Below are 16971 nucleotides of genomic sequence, written 5' to 3' on the forward strand. Positions count from 1 at the left end.
TTCTTTTCTTTTTCTTCTTGTGTAGACGTATCCGTAATACCACCACCTTAGTCAGATACGGTGCCAGAGGGCCTGACGTTCTAAAAGCGTATTTATTATACTCGCTTTTTTCGAAAAAGGAACGTATTTTTCTGATAAAAAAAGACTGCGCTCCCATGAAAATCGTCATAAGGGCACAGTCTTTGATTTGTCTGGATTATGTGATCTGATCTGTCAGTCTTCCAGCCATTCACCTGTAAAGGTAACGGCAGCCGGACCGGTCATGAAAACGTGGCCGGTTTTTTCGTCGTATTCGATATGCAGTGTACCTAAATACAGCTGTACATCGACACTGCGGCCTGTAAAGCCGTTGAGGAAGGAGCCGACAGCGCAGGCGCAGGAGCCGGTACCGCAGGCAAGGGTTGCACCGGCACCGCGTTCCCACGTATGGACTTTGATCGTATGATCATCAATGACCTGAACAAAGTTCATATTGGTTTTGCGCGGGAAGGCCTTGTACGTTTCAAATTTAGGCCCTAATTCCGGCAGATTGATGTCATCTACATTGTTAACATAGGTCATCGTATGGGGTACACCCATGAGGAGACTCGTAATCTTGTAGGTTTTGCCGTCGATTTCGATCGGTTCATCTACGACGGGACCAGCCGGACCTTCCATAGGAATCTGGGCCCGTTCTGTAAAAGGCGTGCCCATGTCGATGGTAACCAGGCTGACCTTGCCGTCGTCCCCTACGGTTACCTTCGGTTTCATAATGCCCGCCAGGGTTTCTACGGCAAATTCCTCTTTCGTAATGATGCCATGGTCGTAGACATATTTGGCAAAGCAACGAATCCCATTGCCGCACATTTCCGCTTCACTGCCATCGGCGTTTATAATACGCATACGCACATCGGCCTTGTCACTGGGCACGATGACGATAATGCCGTCGGCGCCGACACCCGTATGGGGTGCACATAATTTGACAGCCAGCTGGGAAAAATCTTTATCAGCACCATTCTTGTCTTCCAAAAATACAAAATCGTTGCCTAAGCCGTGCATTTTTACGAATTTCATGGGACGTATCTCCTTTTATATAAAAATTACACTATAGAATGTCTATGTCTTGATCCTCTTCATTATAGTATAACGGAAAATGGCAAATATATGAAAATAATGCTATACTTATTGCAAATCCTGCTATTTCTGGTAAAGGAGGAGCTTCAGTTGGCTACGAAAACAGGGTATTTAAAGGAAGAGTTCCGCCTCTTCCATCTTTCCGATCAGCGGCAGTGGACGTGCCCCTATCATTATCATGATTTCGATAAAATCACGCTGTTTCTGCAAGGCCAGGTCCATTATGATATGGCCGGCGTATCCTATGCCCTACAGCCTTATGACATTGTCGTCATTCCTTCCGGCTGTATTCACCGGCCGGTCATTACGTCTGATGCGGTTTACGAACGGATCATTGCCTACTTATCGCCAGCCTTTCTCCAGGCCTATGCAGACAAAGGCTGTTCCCTGACACCGATTTTTTCCCAGTCTGGCGGTACGGTCTTGCGCCAATCCCTGGATACGGGCAGCCTGTACGGTACGTCGTGCCGCCTGCGCCAGGCCTGGACCTATGCAGGCGGACCGGGCAAACTTCTCCAGGAAGCTATCTTTTCAGAATTTCTCATTCACCTGGCCCTGGCGGTGCAAGAGAAAAAAATCGGCAGTGCCAGTGATGGCCGGCAAAACAAAAAAATCCAGCTCGTCCTGTCTTATATTGACAGCCACTTGACGCAAAAATTGACCATTCCTATCATCGCCCGCGATTGTTTTCTCAGTCCCGATTACCTCATGCATCTCTTTAAGAGCGAGACGGGCCTTTCTCTCGGCCATTACATTACGGCCAAACGACTGCAAAAAGCCCGCCGCCTCATTGCCGAGGGACGGGCTTTGACGGCAGTCTGCTATGACTGCGGCTTTACGAACTATTCTACCTTTTACCGGGCCTGGAAAAAGCAATATGATTTATCTCCCAAGCGTGGCAGCGAGCTGGCCGATCTGGATTTCAGCGAATAATCAGCAGTTGCGGTTAAAGTTAATGAGGCAGCCTGCTTTGACGATTTCCTTTTCCGTATCGGTCATAGGCGAAATGAAAAGTTCTATTTCCTGCCATTCTTTACCGACGATGTAGGCCTTGATGTGCTGCATATCCCCATCGAGGGCGTTCCGGATAGACGGAATAAAGATATAGTCGCCTACTTCAAAGGACGGCGTATCTTTCATCTGGAAAGGCAGCATGCCCCAGTTGATGACATTCGAGCGATAGCGTTTGGTTGCATATTCGCTGCAAATATTGGCCAGACCGCCGAGAACGCGCTGGCAGCTGGCTGCCTGTTCACGGGCTGAGCCATCACCGGGACGGGTGCAGTAAATCATACTGCCGATTTCCGTCGTCTTCATTGACGCCTGGGGGAAATGTGCCTGGATTTGTGCATAAATATCTTTCAAGGCAGCATCGGCCTGAGCCGGGCACTGGCCGGCTGTACGGGCTTCTTCCAGCGTCCGTACGGCCTTAGAGCGGCCTACATATTCGGGATCGCGGCGGGACAAGGTAAATTCTGCCAGGCCTAAGGGATTAGAGCGGAAGGAGCTCGTTTCACCGGAGGGAATGAGTTCGTCTGTCGTCGTAACGGCGTCCATGATTTTCGAGCAGACCTTGAGGAGAATGTCGTCAGCCAGAGCTTCCATTTTCGGCCAGTCTTTGATGTTCGGGCCATAAATGAGATCGGCTTCCGGTTCGGCCTTGCCGAAACCATTGTACACGCGGACGGCATATGAGCTGTCATCATAGTCATAGGCCGGTACTTCATAATCATCGGCGTAGGCTTCAGCCGACGTGAGGACACCGCCATTGGCAGCAGTCGCCGCAATGGAACGGGCATCCATGAGAGCTACAGCAGCAAACTGGTCCTGACCAGGCTTGCTGCCTTCACGGTTCGGGAAGTTACGCGTCGTATGACGGATGCTGAGCGTATTATTAGCCGGCGTATCACCTGCACCAAAGCAGGGACCGCAGAAGGCCGTCTTCACGACGGCTCCGGCTGCCATGAGGTCGGCTACGGCACCTTTGCGTACCAGGTCCATATTGACAGGCTGGCTCGACGGATAGACGTCCAGCGTAAAGATATCGTTGCCGCAGCTGGCATTTTTCAGGATATGGGCAGCTGCCATGACGTTGACATAGTTGCCGCCGGCACAACCGGCAATAACGCCCTGCTGGACGTGCAGCTTGCCGTCAATGACTTTATCCGTCAGGCTAAAGGGAATATCGCGGCTGCCAATGAGTTCCTGTGCCCGTTTTTCTGCATCCCGCAGAATGTCAGCGGCATTTTCGTTAAATGCATCGATTTCAAAAGCATTGCTCGGATGGAAGGGCAAGGCAATCATAGGTTTAATCGTCGACAAATCGACAGTAACCATGCCATCATAGTAAGCAACGTCGGCAGGATTCAATTCTTTATAGTCTTCCGGACGGCCGTGCTGGGTCAGGTAGGCTTTCGTATCGTCATCGGTCCGCCAAATGGATGACAGACACGTCGTTTCCGTCGTCATGACGTCGACGCTGTTCCGGTAATCCGTACCCATAGAGGCGACGCCGGGGCCGACAAATTCCATGACCTTATTTTTGACATAGCCATTTTTAAAGACGGCACCGACGATGGCAATGGCAATATCGTGAGGACCTACACCGGGATTAGGACGGCCTGTGAGGTACACGCCGACGACACCGGGATAGGCCACGTCGTACGTATCACAAAGGAGCTGTTTTACCAGTTCGCCGCCGCCTTCGCCCATGGCCATGGTGCCCAAAGCACCATAACGCGTATGGCTGTCCGAGCCGAGGATCATCTTGCCACAGCCGGCCATTTTTTCACGCATATACTGATGAATAACGGCAATGTGAGGCGGTACATAAATGCCGCCGTATTTTTTTGCTGCAGACAGGCCAAAGAGATGATCGTCTTCGTTGATCGTGCCGCCGACGGCACAGAGGGAATTGTGACAGTTCGTCAGGACATAGGGCAGGGGGAATTTTTCCATTCCCGAAGCCCGTGCGGTCTGAATAATACCGACAAAGGTAATGTCATGGGAAGCCATGGCATCAAATTTTATTTGTAAGTGCTCCATATCAGGAGATACATTGTGTTTTTGTAAAATAGAATAGGCAATGGTACCGCGACGTCCTTCTTCTTTGCTTACGTCACGGCCTGTCAGTTCCTTTAGTTTGGCAGCTTCACTTTCCGGGATAATTTGCGTTCCGTGCAGCAAGTATGCGCCGCCGTTGGATAAGGTAATCATGTGTTTACGTCCTCCTTCTTACGCCTTTTTCCTATAAGGCCTGCTTTTCAAACAAATGTAAATTATTTTCATATTATGAAAAAATCTGCTATTACGTAAATATTATATCATAATTATTCTAATTCTGACTAGCCATAACAGGTTCCCGTATTTTTTTCATTTTTGTTTTACTTTTGCCTTAATTATGCTATAATTACTTATACTCTCAGGGAATGATCCACAGAGAATGCAGGAGTGTATAAATATAAAAACAGACGTATATCTAAAAATTACTTTTTTTAGATACCTGCCGGAAAGAGAGGAGTTTCATGGACAAAAATATTTACTTGGCCCAATTCTTTGGCAAATCACAAAATTACACACAAATTCCCCGCGAATGGTTTCCTAAATTTGGCGTCAAACGCGGACTGCGTAATGAAGACCACACCGGCGTGCTGGTTGGCCTGACACGGGTTGCTGATGTCGTCGGCTACAAACGGGACGAAAACAACAACAAAGTAGACTGTGATGGTGTCTTGTATTATCGCGGTATTGACGTATGTAGTCTGATTGAACGGGAAGAATACCACGGTTTTCTCTATGAAGAAGCCTGTTTTCTCCTGCTCTTTGGCTACCTTCCCACGCGTGAAGAGCTTGACGCATTCTGTAAGGTACTCCAAAGCGGCTATGATCTGCCTGACGAATTCCTGGAAATGAACCTCCTGCGTCTGCCCGGGAAAAATCTGATGAATAAACTGCAGCATGCCCTGATTACCTTGTATAATTACGATCCTGATCCGGATAATACAGATGTCTATCAAACCTTGCGCAAAGGGCTCAACATTATGAGCAAGCTGCCTTCCATTGCCGTCTATGCCTATATGTCAAAGGTACACTACTACGACCGTAAGAGTCTGGTCATCCATTATCCGCGCAAGGATTTTTCGACAGCTCAGAATATTCTCTCCATGCTGCGCCTGGATGGAAAATTTACGGAAGAAGAAGCTCATCTCCTCGATTTACTGCTCTTCCTCCACGCGGATCACGGCGGTGGTACCAACTCTACCTTTGCCAACCTGGTTGTTTCCTCTACCAATACGGATCTGTATTCGGCTATGGCCGCTTCTGTTGCTGCCCTTAAGGGGCCGCGTCACGGCGGTGCCAACGTCAAAGTATCAATCATGATGGAACGGATCATCGATGCCATCGGTATTCATGCGTCTGATGCCCAAATGGAAGATGTCATCGATAAAATTTTACATAAAAAGTTCAAGAACCACAGCGGCCTCGTCTACGGCTTTGGTCACGCCGTATATACCCTTTCCGATCCCCGTGCAGAAATTATGCGTCATTTCTGTGGTGTCGTAGCCAAGGAAAAAGGTCTTGATGAACTGTACAATTTCTATTGCCGTTTTGAAAAAACAGCTGTCCGTACGTTATCTCAAGCCAAAGGAAAGCATATGTGCAGCAATGTGGACTATTATAGCGGCTTTGCCTATCAGCTCCTGGGGATTCCCCGTGATCTCTATACGCCGCTCTTTGTCATCAGCCGTTTTGTCGGCTGGCTGGCTCATAATATTGAACATAAAGAATATGACGACCGCATTGTCCGCCCGGCAGCTAAGTATGTGGGCGAATTGCTGGAATATATCCCTATGGAGGACAGATAACCAATGACTACGATTACAGTTTTTAAGGGCGATGGCATTGGCCCGGAAATTACAGATGCCGTAATTGATATCCTGAACGCCGCGAAGGCACCGCTGACGTATGAATTTTTTAACGTCGGTGAAGCCGAATACGAACGCAATGGCGCCCTCATTCCGGAAGCAGCCTTCCAGTCTTTCGATAAAACGCATATCCTGCTGAAATCCCCTATTACCACGCCTATTGGTAAGGGCTTTCGTTCTCTCAACGTAACGCTGCGCAAAAAATACGATCTCTTTGCCAACATCCGTCCGGCAAAATCGAATACAGCCGTTAAGACGCCCTTTCCCAACGTCGATCTGGTTACGTTCCGGGAAAACACTGAAGACCTCTACGCCGGCGTAGAAGAAAAAATCAGTGACGACGAAATGCATTCCATCAAAATCATTACCCGTCACGCCAGCAGCCGCATCATCCGCAGCGCCTTTGAATATGCCGTAGCTCACGGCCGTAAAAAGGTAACCTGTGTCCATAAGGCCAATATCATGAAACTGAGCGATGGCATGTTCCTCGATATTTTCCGGGACATTGCCAAGGAGTATCCGCAAATTGAAAGCGACGACAAAATTGTCGATAATACGTGTATGCAGCTCGTCATGCATCCGGAAAATTTCGACGTCATGGTCATGCCCAACCTTTACGGTGATATCATTTCTGATCTCACGAGCGGCCTCATCGGCGGCCTGGGCCTGCTGCCTTCCATGAATATCGGTACGGATTATGCCATGTTTGAAGCCGTCCACGGTTCGGCACCGGATATTGCCGGCAAGCACATTGCCAATCCGACAGCGCTCCTCTGGTCCGCCTGCATGATGCTGGAACACCTGGGAGAAAATGAAACAGCCCGGCGCATCCGCAAGGCTGTCGATGACGTATTGGCCGAAAAGAAATGCCTGACTCCGGACTTAGGCGGTACAGCTAAGACAGAAGAATACAAAGACGCCATTATTGCAAAATTATAACAAAAAAACGCACAAAAAAAGAATGGGCCATGACGGCTCATTCTTTTTTTGTGCGTTTTTTATGCTTCTACAGCCGTATCGAGGGCTACGCGGATCATATCATTAAAGGAGGTCTGCCGTTCTTCTGCCGTGCAGGCAGCACCGGTGAGGAGATGATCGCTAACCGTAAAAATTCCCAGGGCCTGTACGTGATATTGGGCAGCCAGGACATATAAAGCGGCCGTTTCCATTTCGACAGCCATAATACCGTAATCTGTCAGTTTTTTGTTATCAATTTCTTCATCGTAAAAACGGTCGACGGAAATCAGATTGCCTACACGCACGGAAACGCCGGCAGCTTTGGCCTTTTCATAGGAAAGACGCAAGAGATCAAAATCAGCTAACGGTGCAAAGGTAATGGACGGGCCAAAAATATTGCGGATAATAGAAGAATCGGTCGTTGCCCCTTGGGCAATGAGTACATCACGCAGCTGAATATCTGCGCGCATGGCACCGCACGTACCGATGCGGATGAGTTTTTCGACACCATAATCGCGAATCAGTTCATTCACATAAATAGAAATAGAAGGAATGCCCATGCCTGTGCCTTGCACAGAAATACGTTTTCCTTTATACGTGCCTGTATATCCCAGGATATTCCGTATTTGATTGTAACACTGTGCATCTTCCAAAAACGTTTCAGCAATGTACTTTGCCCGCAAGGGATCTCCTGGCAGTAAAATCCGGTCGGCAATGTCCCCTTGCTTTGCTTCAATATGTAAGCTCATGGCTAAACCCCTTTCTGTAACCTTTTCTTTACATTTTACCACATCTTTCTTATCTTGTTATGATATATGATATAATACTCCATATAAAAGAAAGGTTTTCAGGAGGGATTGGTATGAATATTACAGTTTTAGGCTGTGGACGCTGGGGCGCTTTCCATGCCTGGTATGCCCATCACATTGGTCATCGTGTAACCCTTTGGGGCCGTCCGGGTTCCCCTCATTTGGCAGAGCTTATTTCTCAGCGCCGCAACGAATATATGACGCTGCCCAGAGATATTGCCCTGACGGCAGATCTGACAGGGGCACTGGCCAGTGCTGATGTAGTCATCATCAGCATCAGCGCCCAGCAGCTGCGCAATCTGGCCGGACAAATCAAGGCTACGGGCCTGACCAAAACGCCCTTTATTCTCTGTATGAAAGGCCTCGAAATCGGTACGGGAAAACGCCTGACCACGGTAATGAAAGAAGTACTGGGCCCCCAGGTACACACCATTGTCTGGGTCGGTCCGGGACATGTCCAGGATTTCCTCGCCGGCATGCCTAATTGTATGGTCATGGCCTCGGATAACTTGGACCGCACCAAGCACATAGCCAATCTCTTCAGCAGTCCCTTAATCCGTTTTTATTACGGCAAGGATCTCTTAGGTACAGAAATCGGCGCCGCTGCCAAAAACGTCATTGGCATTGCCGCCGGTATGCTCGACGGCTATCATTATACGAGCCTCAAGGGAGCCCTCATGGCCCGGGGAACACACGAACTGTCGCGCCTCATCGCCGCCATGGGAGGCGACGCCATGACCGTCTACGGCTTAAGCCACTTAGGGGATTATGAGGCAACCCTCTTTTCCCGGCACAGCAATAACCGCCGTTTTGGCGAAGATTTCATCCTGGGCAAACCCTTTACCAAGCTGGCCGAAGGTGTCTATACCAGCCAGGCTCTCGTCGACTTGTCCGGCGCCTACCAGGTAGAGCTGCCCATTACCCGGACGATTTACGAAATCATTTGTCATCAAAAAGATCCCTTAGAAGGATTACAGGATCTCTTCCTTCGTTCCCAAAAGGAAGAATAAGAAAAAGGTATCGCTTTTTGTGGCGATACCTTTTTCTTATTAGCCGTTATCTTTTTCGATGCTCACTTTTGTCCCGTCTACGGTCGTTACCTGCGACGTTGTCGCTGCCGGCTCTGCCGGCGTTGTTGCAGCTTCGTTGTGGGAAGCAATCGTCTTGGCTACGGTTTCAGTATCTGCCGGCGTAACAGGTGCAGCAGCGGCAGGTGCAACAGCGGCAGGTGTAGCAGCGGCTGCCGGCACTGCTTCCGTCGCCGTTACCGGTGCGGCTGGAGCCGATTCGTCAGGGACTACACCGGCCCAGATGGAAATAATCTTGCCATTTTCTACGCCAAAGCTAAAGCCGCCAAAATCGTTCGGCATAGCCGGATTGGGTTCCATGGCATAATGATAGTACGTCACGCCATTGACATTGCCAATGCGTTCACACGTACCATATTTTTCCGTAATAACAGAAGCATCCATACCGACACCGACACCGGCTGGCGTATTGAGACCGTTATGGCCGGACGAAAGAACCGTATATACCGTATTCGTGCTGGCGTTGGCTGTGAGGACAAAGGAATTGCCATACGTATACGTAGCTTCTGCAGGCGTATCAAAACTCGTACTGGCCGGCTGCCCATAAATACTCTTCACGTAGTCCATAGACGAACCGGGGCCTACGCCACCGATCAGTACCTGCGTATAGGGGATTGCCGCCAGGCAGACTGAGCTGCAAATGGCAGCTCCTAACGATAAAAGACACGCTTTTTTCCATACAGATTTCAATTTCACAATAGGGCCTTCTTTCTCAAGTATCATTCGTTCAATAGTATAACAGATACTGAAAAAAAAGGAACGGCAAAAGAGGCGAATTTTTTGCAATTTTCTAGCGATCAAAGAAAGGATCCTTGCCGGCTACAGAAAGGGCGATTCCCAGCCATTTGTAATCTTTGCCGTATGCCATTTCACCGGCTGCCTTGCCGATGGAGGCATAGATTCGCGTATCCGTCAGGTCCAGATTGGCAATGACCGCTGCCGAAGACAGGGCAATGCCCAAATCGACGTAAATGTAGGCGCAATTGCCACCGGCAGCACGGCAGCCGGAACAGTCGCCAAAATCACAGAAATTACATTCTTTGAGGCCCCGGTATCCTTTTTCGACACCGATCAGTACGACAGCGCCGGCAGCCCGTACGTTACCGGCGTCGCGGCCGTACCAGTGCTGCCAGTCGTCAGCAAAATGAGCCTTGCCAAATTCCTCCATTTTAGCCGCCAGGGCTTCTTTTTCTGCCCCAGTGACTACCAATGTATGAATGCCATCGATATGGCGTGTTTTCGGTGCCGTACGGGCAGCTGCACACATTCTGGCAGCCGTCGTCAGTACCGCTGTATGTTCCATTTCTTCACCTGTATATAACATGTGAATTCCCCCTTTTCATTTTTATCTATCATAGCAGACCAGCCAGAGCCTAGCCAGCCTTTTTCTTGCACCAGAACAGAAAACAAGGTATAATACGTTGCAAACAACTATTATTTTTTATTACTAAAAGGAGCTGTCATATAATTTGGATTTTTCACTAGGACAACAATTTCTTGTTATCCTCTTGCTGATTATTGGTAACGGTATATTTTCTATGCTGGAAATGTCCATAGTCAGTTGCAACCAAGCCCGACTGGAATCCCTGGCTGAAGAGGGAAACGGATCGGCAAAGATCGTCATTAAATTACGGGAAAACCCAAATAAAATGTTTTCGACGGTCCAGTTTGGCATGACCCTGGTCAGTTTGCTTACCGGTGTCTACGGTGGTACTGCCATGGCCGAACCCATGTCGGAATACCTCATATCACTGTTGCCTTCCCTGGCTCCCTATGCCTATTCTATCAGCCTGGCTGCACTGGTCATTGCCATTACCTATTTGACCTTAATTTTAGGAGAACTGGTGCCCAAACGGCTGGCCATTGATAATCCCGAACGTATTGCCTGTCTGCTGGCCCGGCCGATGCTCTATTTTTCCTCGTTTTGTACGCCCCTGGTTTGGTTCCTGTCCGCGTCTACAGCGGCCGTCATGAAACTCATGGGTGCCAGCCAGCCTAAAAAGCAGCCCGTTACGGAGGATGAAATCAAACTGCTCCTCGAACAGGGTGCTGAACTCGGTGCCTTTGCCAAAGAGGAACCGGAGCTGGTAGACCGCGTCTTCCGTTTGGCCGATATGGACGTCAGCGATATCATGACCAACCGGACCCAGATCGACTGGATTGACCTGGAAGATCCGGAAGACACGATCATTCAGGAAATGATCGAATGCAATCACATGATGCTGCCCATTGGCCGTGGTTCCCTCGATGACTTTGTCGGCATCGTTTCTATTGCCGAAGTGTTTGGCAAATACCACGCAGCCGTACACAGCCAAAAAATTCCTTCCATGATCCACATCATCGAATCCAGCCTGCGCCGGCCTACGTACGTACCGGAATCGATGGATATCATGAAGGCCGTCCAGGTATTCCGTGAACAAGGCGTGCATGAAGCAGCCGTCCTCGACGAATATGGCAGCCTGAGCGGCATTGTCACCTTGCACGATATTCTGGAAGAGCTCGTAGGCATCATGCCTGCCGGCGAAGAAGAAAAACAGGAAGAAGCGAACCGCATCATCCGCCGGGGACCCAACCAATGGCTCATGGAAGGCCTCCTGACGATTGAAGAATTTAAAGATTTCTTCGATTTGGATGAAGACCTGCCTGGCGAAGAAGATGACCTCTATAAAACCTTAGCCGGTTTTATTACCTATGAAATCGGGCGTATACCGGCAGAAACAGACACGTGTACGTGGCAGCATTTCACTTTTGAAGTCATGGATATGGATAACCTGCGGGTCGATAAAATTCTCGTAACCCAAAACCTGCCGGAAAAAACGGAAGAATCGTAAGATTCTTCCGTTTTTTTTACTAGACCCAAATATCAATGCCGCCGTGGTGATGCCAGCCACCGCCCCAGCCGACGCCAATACCAATGCCGACACCGACATTCCGGCCGCTGCTGCCCGTATGGCGGTCAGCCGTTTCTATGACGCGTACGCTCTTAGTCAGCGTACGTATGGTATCTCCCATTTTCAGGTCAATAACCAAATCCGTCTTGCCTTCACTTTGGGGCATAATATTCAGTTCATCTGACACGGAGGCAATAGACGTGTTGAGGCTCGTCACCTTAATATCATAGGGCAGGCGTCCCGGCACGTGGACGCGCAGGATACCATGGCTGCCCATTTGTATTTTATCGGGATAGACGACGACTTCAGCTTTTTCCAGCAACTTGTCAGCTGTACCAAAGATCATAGCCCCATCGCCGTTTTGGGATAAGCGCCAGACGCAGGAACCATCCTTGGCCACGAAATAACTGCCTATAAGAACATGCGTGTCCGTAGCATAGGCTTTGACGCTGTACAAATAGTTACTTGTCAGGTTCTTTTCTACGCGGTAATAATACTGGCTTCTTACGGCCGGCAGGCCCGTCCGCTCTTTGGCAATTTCTTCTAAGAGGCCCGTTACCTTTTCATAGGTTGAACCGGAAACGAGATAATACTTTTCCGGATGCTTCATATTCACAGCCGGGTCTGTCTGTACTTCCGGTATCACCGGTGCCGTAACGGCCGTTCCCGGTGCCGCTGTGCCTGCAGGCGCCGTCGTTTCTGCCGGCGCAGCCGCCAGGACCGTGCCGCACAGGAGACACGCGCTAAGGCTCGTAATAACCCATTTTTTCAGCATGGGCTCGTCCCCCTTTCTAAAGCTAACCTTTACTCTTTCATTATAAAGCCTGTCCGGTCCGGGTGCAATGAATCTGGAACAAGTAAAAAAAGCAGTTCTCCCAGGTTATGGGAAAACTGCTTTTTTATTGGCTTACAAATCGAGATTACGTACTTTTTTCGCGTTTTCTTCAATGAATTTACGGCGCGGTTCTACTTTGTCGCCCATGAGGACCGAGAAGATCTGGTCAGCAGCGACAGCATCTTCCAAATGGACCTTGAGCATGGTCCGGTTAGCCGGATCCATCGTCGTTTCCCAGAGCTGTTCCGGGTTCATTTCCCCTAAGCCTTTATAGCGCTGGACGACAACAGACGAATCGTTGCCCAGTTCAGCCAGTTTGGCATTCATCGCTTCATCTGTATAGAGATACCAGACCTGTTTGCCCTTGCGTACCTGATAGAGAGGCGGCTGGGCAATATAGACATGGCCTTCTTCGATGAGGGGTTTCATGAAACGGTAGAAGAACGTCAGAAGCAGCGTCCGGATATGGGCACCGTCTACATCGGCATCGGTCATGATGATGATTTTATCGTAGCGCCGTTTGGTAATATCAAATTCTTCACCAATCCCCGTGCCAAAGGCGGTGATCATGGAACGGATTTCATCATTCGAAAGAATTTTATCAAGACGTGCTTTTTCAACGTTGATGATTTTGCCGCGCAACGGCAAAATAGCCTGGAATTTACGATCCCGGCCCTGTTTTGCCGAACCACCGGCGGAATCCCCTTCGACGAGGTAAATTTCCGTTTCATCCGGATTCTTATCAGAGCAATCAGCCAGTTTGCCTGGCAGGCTGCTGATTTCCAAGGCATTTTTACGGCGCGTCAGTTCTCTGGCCTTACGGGCAGCCTGACGGGCCCGGGCTGCCGAAATGGTCTTGTTGATAATATTTTTAGCTTCTGCCGGGTGTTCTTCCAGGTATTCCCGCAGGCCGTCGGAAACGATATTATCGACAATCCCTTTGACTTCACTATTACCGAGCTTGGTCTTCGTCTGGCCTTCAAACTGCGGTTCCCGTACTTTGACGCTGATGACCGCCGTCAGCCCTTCACGGACATCATCACCGGAAAGATTTTCTTCGTTTTCCTTGATCAGGCCGGCCTGACGGCCATAATCGTTGATCGTCCGGGTAAGGCCGGAGCGGAAGCCGGAAAGGTGGGTTCCCCCTTCTTCCGTAAAGATGTCGTTAACAAAGCTTAAAATATTTTCACTATAGCCATCGTTATACTGCATGGCAATATCGACGATGACCTTATTTTTTTCACCGTCAATATTGACGACAGTCGGATTCACAGGGGTACGTTTTTCGTTCAAAAATTCAACAAAGGAGGTTAAGCCGCCTTCATAGCAATATACTTCCTGCTTGCCTTCCCCCCGTTTATCCGTCAGCGTAATATGGAGGCCCTTATTGAGGAAGGCCAGTTCACGCAGACGCGTTTTCAAGGTGTCAAAATCATATACCGTATCGGGGAAGATTTCCTTATCAGGCTTAAAGGTAACATGCGTACCCGTTTCTTCGCCGGGATGTAAAGGACGTACCTGCATGAGAGGCTGATCCGTAATGCCGCGGGCGAAGGAAATGGTATACAAATAGCCGTCACGTTTTACTTCTACACGTGTCCATTCACTCAAGGCGTTGACGACGGAAATACCGACGCCGTGGAGACCACCGGAAATGGGGTAGCCGTCACCGCCAAATTTCCCGCCGGCATGCAGGACTGTCAGGACGACTTCAACAGCCGGTTTGCCTACTTTATGCATGGCTACAGGAATACCGCGGCCATTATCGACTACGCTAATACTGTTATCGGCTTCAATTTCTACTTCAATATGTGTACAATAGCCAGCCAAGGCTTCGTCAATACTGTTATCTACGACTTCATACACCAGATGATGCAAACCGCGCAGACTCGTACTGCCAATATACATGCCCGGTCGTTTACGAACGGCTTCCAGGCCTTCAAGGACCTGAATTTGTTCGGCACCATACTTTATTTTCTTGCCTTCCGACATATAACGATTCCTCCTATTCTGAAAACTATGCTATTGCACAGTCCAGCTCTCCGTATGTATTTCACAGTGCTGTATACGAAAAGATGTGTCAACGTCTTATTATACCAAATTTTGCCCGTTCATTCCACACTCAGCAGCGTTTCATACCGCCGGACCAGTGTCTGTACTGCCAGAGGAGAGCCATAAATAGCATCATCCGTCAGGACATAGCTGCGTACGTGTGCTCCATTTTGCGGGTCCGCCAGCCGGTAAGGCAAATGATACGACGTAACGGGATTGGCCTTGCCCGTACGGCCGGGATCACTATGAAAAAAGGCGACGATATGCCTTACATCAATCATCTGACTGCCGCCGATGTGCAGATACATGGTTCTTCCCTTCTTCTTTTTCTTTGTTCTCTTTTTTCCGGTACCGGTTCGTTAAATTACGGATCAGATCATCTGTCAGCTCTGACGGTGTCTTGCGCGTAATGTACAGAGTGAGCAAAATATCATCCACCGGCGTATCTGTATTATGGTAAATCTTGTCTATGAGTTTATAAATGCAGTCCCGGCGTACCTCATTATAGACGTTTTCTACTTCTTTATTGACGGCCACGCTGCCGGCCTCGCCAAATTGTGCCAGCGTCAGCCAGGGCTGTTCTTTTAGGATCGAATAGGCCCAGCGTATTTTTTCCTGCCAGGCCTTGCGCCGGCAAAAGAGACACAGTGTTTCCCATTCTTCCAGCCAGCGGCCACACTGGGGACACGTCCTGTAGCCTGCCGCCTCGTGGGCCAGACGGTTCTTTTCACTGGCATAGCGGGCGGCCCTGATTTTGCTGCGCAGTGGTTCCTTGATTCCTTCGGTCTGCGCCTTGACGCTTGCGACAAATTCATCACTGAGCACAATATTGCGGATAGCTGTATGCAGTTTTTTCTGCAGTGCGTTTTCTTTCTTTTCTTCCTGGAAAACAGGCGGCAGTGGTTTGCGGCCGGCTTTGACAAAGCGGACGGAGTGCACAAAATCACTGCCAATAAAGGCATTCAATTTATCTTGTATGTCCTGCTGGATAATGAAGAGCTGATTCATCCAAATAGAATTGGTAACGCCTATCACTACTTCATGTTTATCCATATCTTTAATATAAGAATATTTCGCAACTTGTTTGCCGACGATCTGTTCCCAATCCCGCTTAGCCATGTAAAAGCGCAAGGGATATAAGAGCTTGTATTTTTCTAGTACTGTGGGAATACTTTGTCCGGCCTGGGATAAGTTGCCTTTTCGTTCAGTCATAGGCAGCCACCTTTCCCTGCTCAATCCGGATGAAAGAGCAGCCTTCCATGGAACGGAATAAATCCGGCTCTGTCGTCGTAATAAAGGTCTGGATCCGGCCCCGGACGAAGGCCAGTAAGGCCTGTCTGCGGCTGCTGTCCAGTTCACTCATGACGTCGTCTAAGAGTAAGACCGGATATTCACCGGTTTCCGATTTAATATATTCCAGTTCAGCCAATTCTAACGATAATACAGCCGTACGCTGCTGACCTTGAGAGCCAAATTTTTTCAGATCCGCTCCGTTGGCGGTAAAAACCAAATCGTCACGATGGGGGCCTACAGACGTAGACATATGGTAGATATCCTGCTGTAAATGGGCCTGCAATTTTTCATAAAACCAGGCTGCATCTGCCACCTTTCCCTGTCCGTCACCATAGGGCTGTTCATAAGCCAGGGCCAGTATTTCCCCACTGCTGATCCGTTTGTGAATGACGCCGGCCAGAAAGCCTATTTTATGGAGCGCATCGAGACGGCGTGCCGTTATGTCTGCAGCCAGGCCGGCAATTTGCCGGTCCCATTCTTCTAACGATAAAGGCCCTTCGTATTTCATCTTTTTTAACAGCAGGTTGCGCTGGGCTATAGCCCGGTTATAACGCAGCAGAGTGCGGCAATAGACAGGACTGACCTGGGATATTTCCCGGTCTAGAAAGCGGCGCCGCAGAGCCGGTCCGGCTTTGATCAGCTGCAGATCCTCCGGCGAAAAAAGGACCTCATTCAGCGTGCCGATGAGCTCCCGCTGGGGTACCTTGGTTTCATTGACCCAGAGCTCTTTTTTCGCTGTATGGGAAAGGATGATTTTAATCTGCTGGGCAACCTGGTTACGTGTAAAAGAGAGGATGAGACTGGCCTCCTGGGCTTGAAAGCGGATGAGATCCGCATCCTGCAGGCCCCGGTAGGATTTGCCAAAGCTGGCCATATACAGGGCTTCCAAAAGATTCGTTTTTCCTTGTCCGTTTTTTCCATACAAAATGACGATAGATGCCGGAAAAGAAACGCACTCTGCTTCATAATTGCGATAGTTATGTAAACGAATCTGATGTATCTGCATAG

Annotated in this window: 15 protein-coding genes; 5 read left to right on the forward strand and 10 right to left on the reverse strand. The window is 49.2% G+C overall.

Going from position 1 to position 16971, the window contains the following annotated elements:
• Positions 1 to 213: 213 nt before the first annotated feature.
• Entirely contained in the window at positions 214 to 1053 is an 840-nt protein-coding gene (gene dapF / locus PGX44_RS02590) for a diaminopimelate epimerase (RefSeq protein WP_289001007.1), read from the reverse strand.
• A 150-nt stretch (positions 1054 to 1203) separates the two neighbouring features.
• Between dapF and PGX44_RS02595 the strand changes: the two genes are divergently transcribed.
• Positions 1204 to 2046 carry an AraC family transcriptional regulator gene (locus tag PGX44_RS02595; protein ID WP_498854134.1) on the forward strand — a complete coding sequence of 281 codons (843 nt, stop codon included), beginning with the start codon at positions 1204 to 1206 and terminating at the stop codon, positions 2044 to 2046.
• Here the strand turns inward: PGX44_RS02595 and PGX44_RS02600 are convergent, their stop codons facing one another.
• Positions 2047 to 4329 (reverse strand): hydratase, encoded by a 2283-nt coding sequence (locus PGX44_RS02600; protein WP_498854135.1) that lies wholly within the window; start codon positions 4327 to 4329, stop codon positions 2047 to 2049.
• A gap of 308 nt (positions 4330 to 4637) precedes the next feature.
• On the opposite strand from PGX44_RS02600, the gene PGX44_RS02605 reads away from it, so the two are divergent.
• Both PGX44_RS02605 and PGX44_RS02610 read left to right on the forward strand, forming a co-directional pair.
• Positions 4638 to 5978, forward strand: coding sequence for a citrate synthase (locus tag PGX44_RS02605; RefSeq protein ID WP_498854136.1), 1341 nt, complete (start codon positions 4638 to 4640; stop codon positions 5976 to 5978).
• A gap of 3 nt (positions 5979 to 5981) precedes the next feature.
• Entirely contained in the window at positions 5982 to 6977 is a 996-nt protein-coding gene (locus tag PGX44_RS02610; RefSeq protein WP_498854137.1) for an isocitrate/isopropylmalate dehydrogenase family protein, read from the forward strand.
• Between the two features lie 59 nt (positions 6978 to 7036).
• Here the strand turns inward: PGX44_RS02610 and deoD are convergent, their stop codons facing one another.
• Positions 7037 to 7744, reverse strand: a complete 708-nt coding sequence (gene deoD / locus PGX44_RS02615; protein ID WP_498854138.1) for a purine-nucleoside phosphorylase — start codon at positions 7742 to 7744, stop codon at positions 7037 to 7039.
• Between the two features lie 113 nt (positions 7745 to 7857).
• On the opposite strand from deoD, the gene PGX44_RS02620 reads away from it, so the two are divergent.
• Positions 7858 to 8814 carry an NAD(P)H-dependent glycerol-3-phosphate dehydrogenase gene (locus PGX44_RS02620; RefSeq protein WP_498854139.1) on the forward strand — a complete coding sequence of 319 codons (957 nt, stop codon included), beginning with the start codon at positions 7858 to 7860 and terminating at the stop codon, positions 8812 to 8814.
• Positions 8815 to 8853: 39 nt separating this feature from the next.
• Here PGX44_RS02620 and PGX44_RS02625 read toward each other — a convergent pair whose 3' ends face one another.
• Together PGX44_RS02625 and PGX44_RS02630 are read right to left on the reverse strand one after the other, a co-directional pair.
• On the reverse strand, positions 8854 to 9588 hold the full coding sequence (locus tag PGX44_RS02625; RefSeq protein ID WP_498854140.1) for a hypothetical protein: 735 nt from the start codon (positions 9586 to 9588) through the stop codon (positions 8854 to 8856).
• A 94-nt stretch (positions 9589 to 9682) separates the two neighbouring features.
• Entirely contained in the window at positions 9683 to 10216 is a 534-nt protein-coding gene (locus PGX44_RS02630) for a DUF2148 domain-containing protein (RefSeq protein WP_498854141.1), read from the reverse strand.
• A gap of 145 nt (positions 10217 to 10361) precedes the next feature.
• On the opposite strand from PGX44_RS02630, the gene PGX44_RS02635 reads away from it, so the two are divergent.
• Complete coding sequence (locus PGX44_RS02635) at positions 10362 to 11723, forward strand: hemolysin family protein (protein WP_498854142.1); 1362 nt, start codon at positions 10362 to 10364, stop codon at positions 11721 to 11723.
• 19 nt (positions 11724 to 11742) lie between these two features.
• On the opposite strand, the gene PGX44_RS02640 is transcribed toward PGX44_RS02635, so the two are convergent.
• From PGX44_RS02640 to recF, 5 genes are all read right to left on the reverse strand, one after another.
• Positions 11743 to 12558 (reverse strand): hypothetical protein, encoded by an 816-nt coding sequence (locus PGX44_RS02640; protein ID WP_498854143.1) that lies wholly within the window; start codon positions 12556 to 12558, stop codon positions 11743 to 11745.
• A 132-nt stretch (positions 12559 to 12690) separates the two neighbouring features.
• Entirely contained in the window at positions 12691 to 14610 is a 1920-nt protein-coding gene (gyrB, locus tag PGX44_RS02645; protein ID WP_289000998.1) for a DNA topoisomerase (ATP-hydrolyzing) subunit B, read from the reverse strand.
• A 119-nt stretch (positions 14611 to 14729) separates the two neighbouring features.
• The gene (locus PGX44_RS02650; protein WP_498854144.1) at positions 14730 to 14978 is read right to left on the reverse strand and encodes a DUF370 domain-containing protein; all 249 of its coding nucleotides are present in this window, start codon (positions 14976 to 14978) and stop codon (positions 14730 to 14732) included.
• Entirely contained in the window at positions 14944 to 15882 is a 939-nt protein-coding gene (locus PGX44_RS02655) for a DciA family protein (RefSeq protein WP_498854145.1), read from the reverse strand. Before PGX44_RS02655 ends, PGX44_RS02650 begins: the two co-directional genes overlap by 35 nt.
• Entirely contained in the window at positions 15875 to 16969 is a 1095-nt protein-coding gene (gene recF, locus PGX44_RS02660; protein WP_498854146.1) for a DNA replication/repair protein RecF, read from the reverse strand. The genes PGX44_RS02655 and recF overlap by 8 nt, the downstream gene beginning before the upstream one ends.
• Positions 16970 to 16971 lie beyond the last annotated feature (2 nt).

Origin of the sequence: Caecibacter sp. AF58-12pH5A, from assembly GCF_027681725.1 — a bacterium.
GTDB classification, from domain to species: domain Bacteria; phylum Bacillota; class Negativicutes; order Veillonellales; family Megasphaeraceae; genus Megasphaera; species Megasphaera hominis.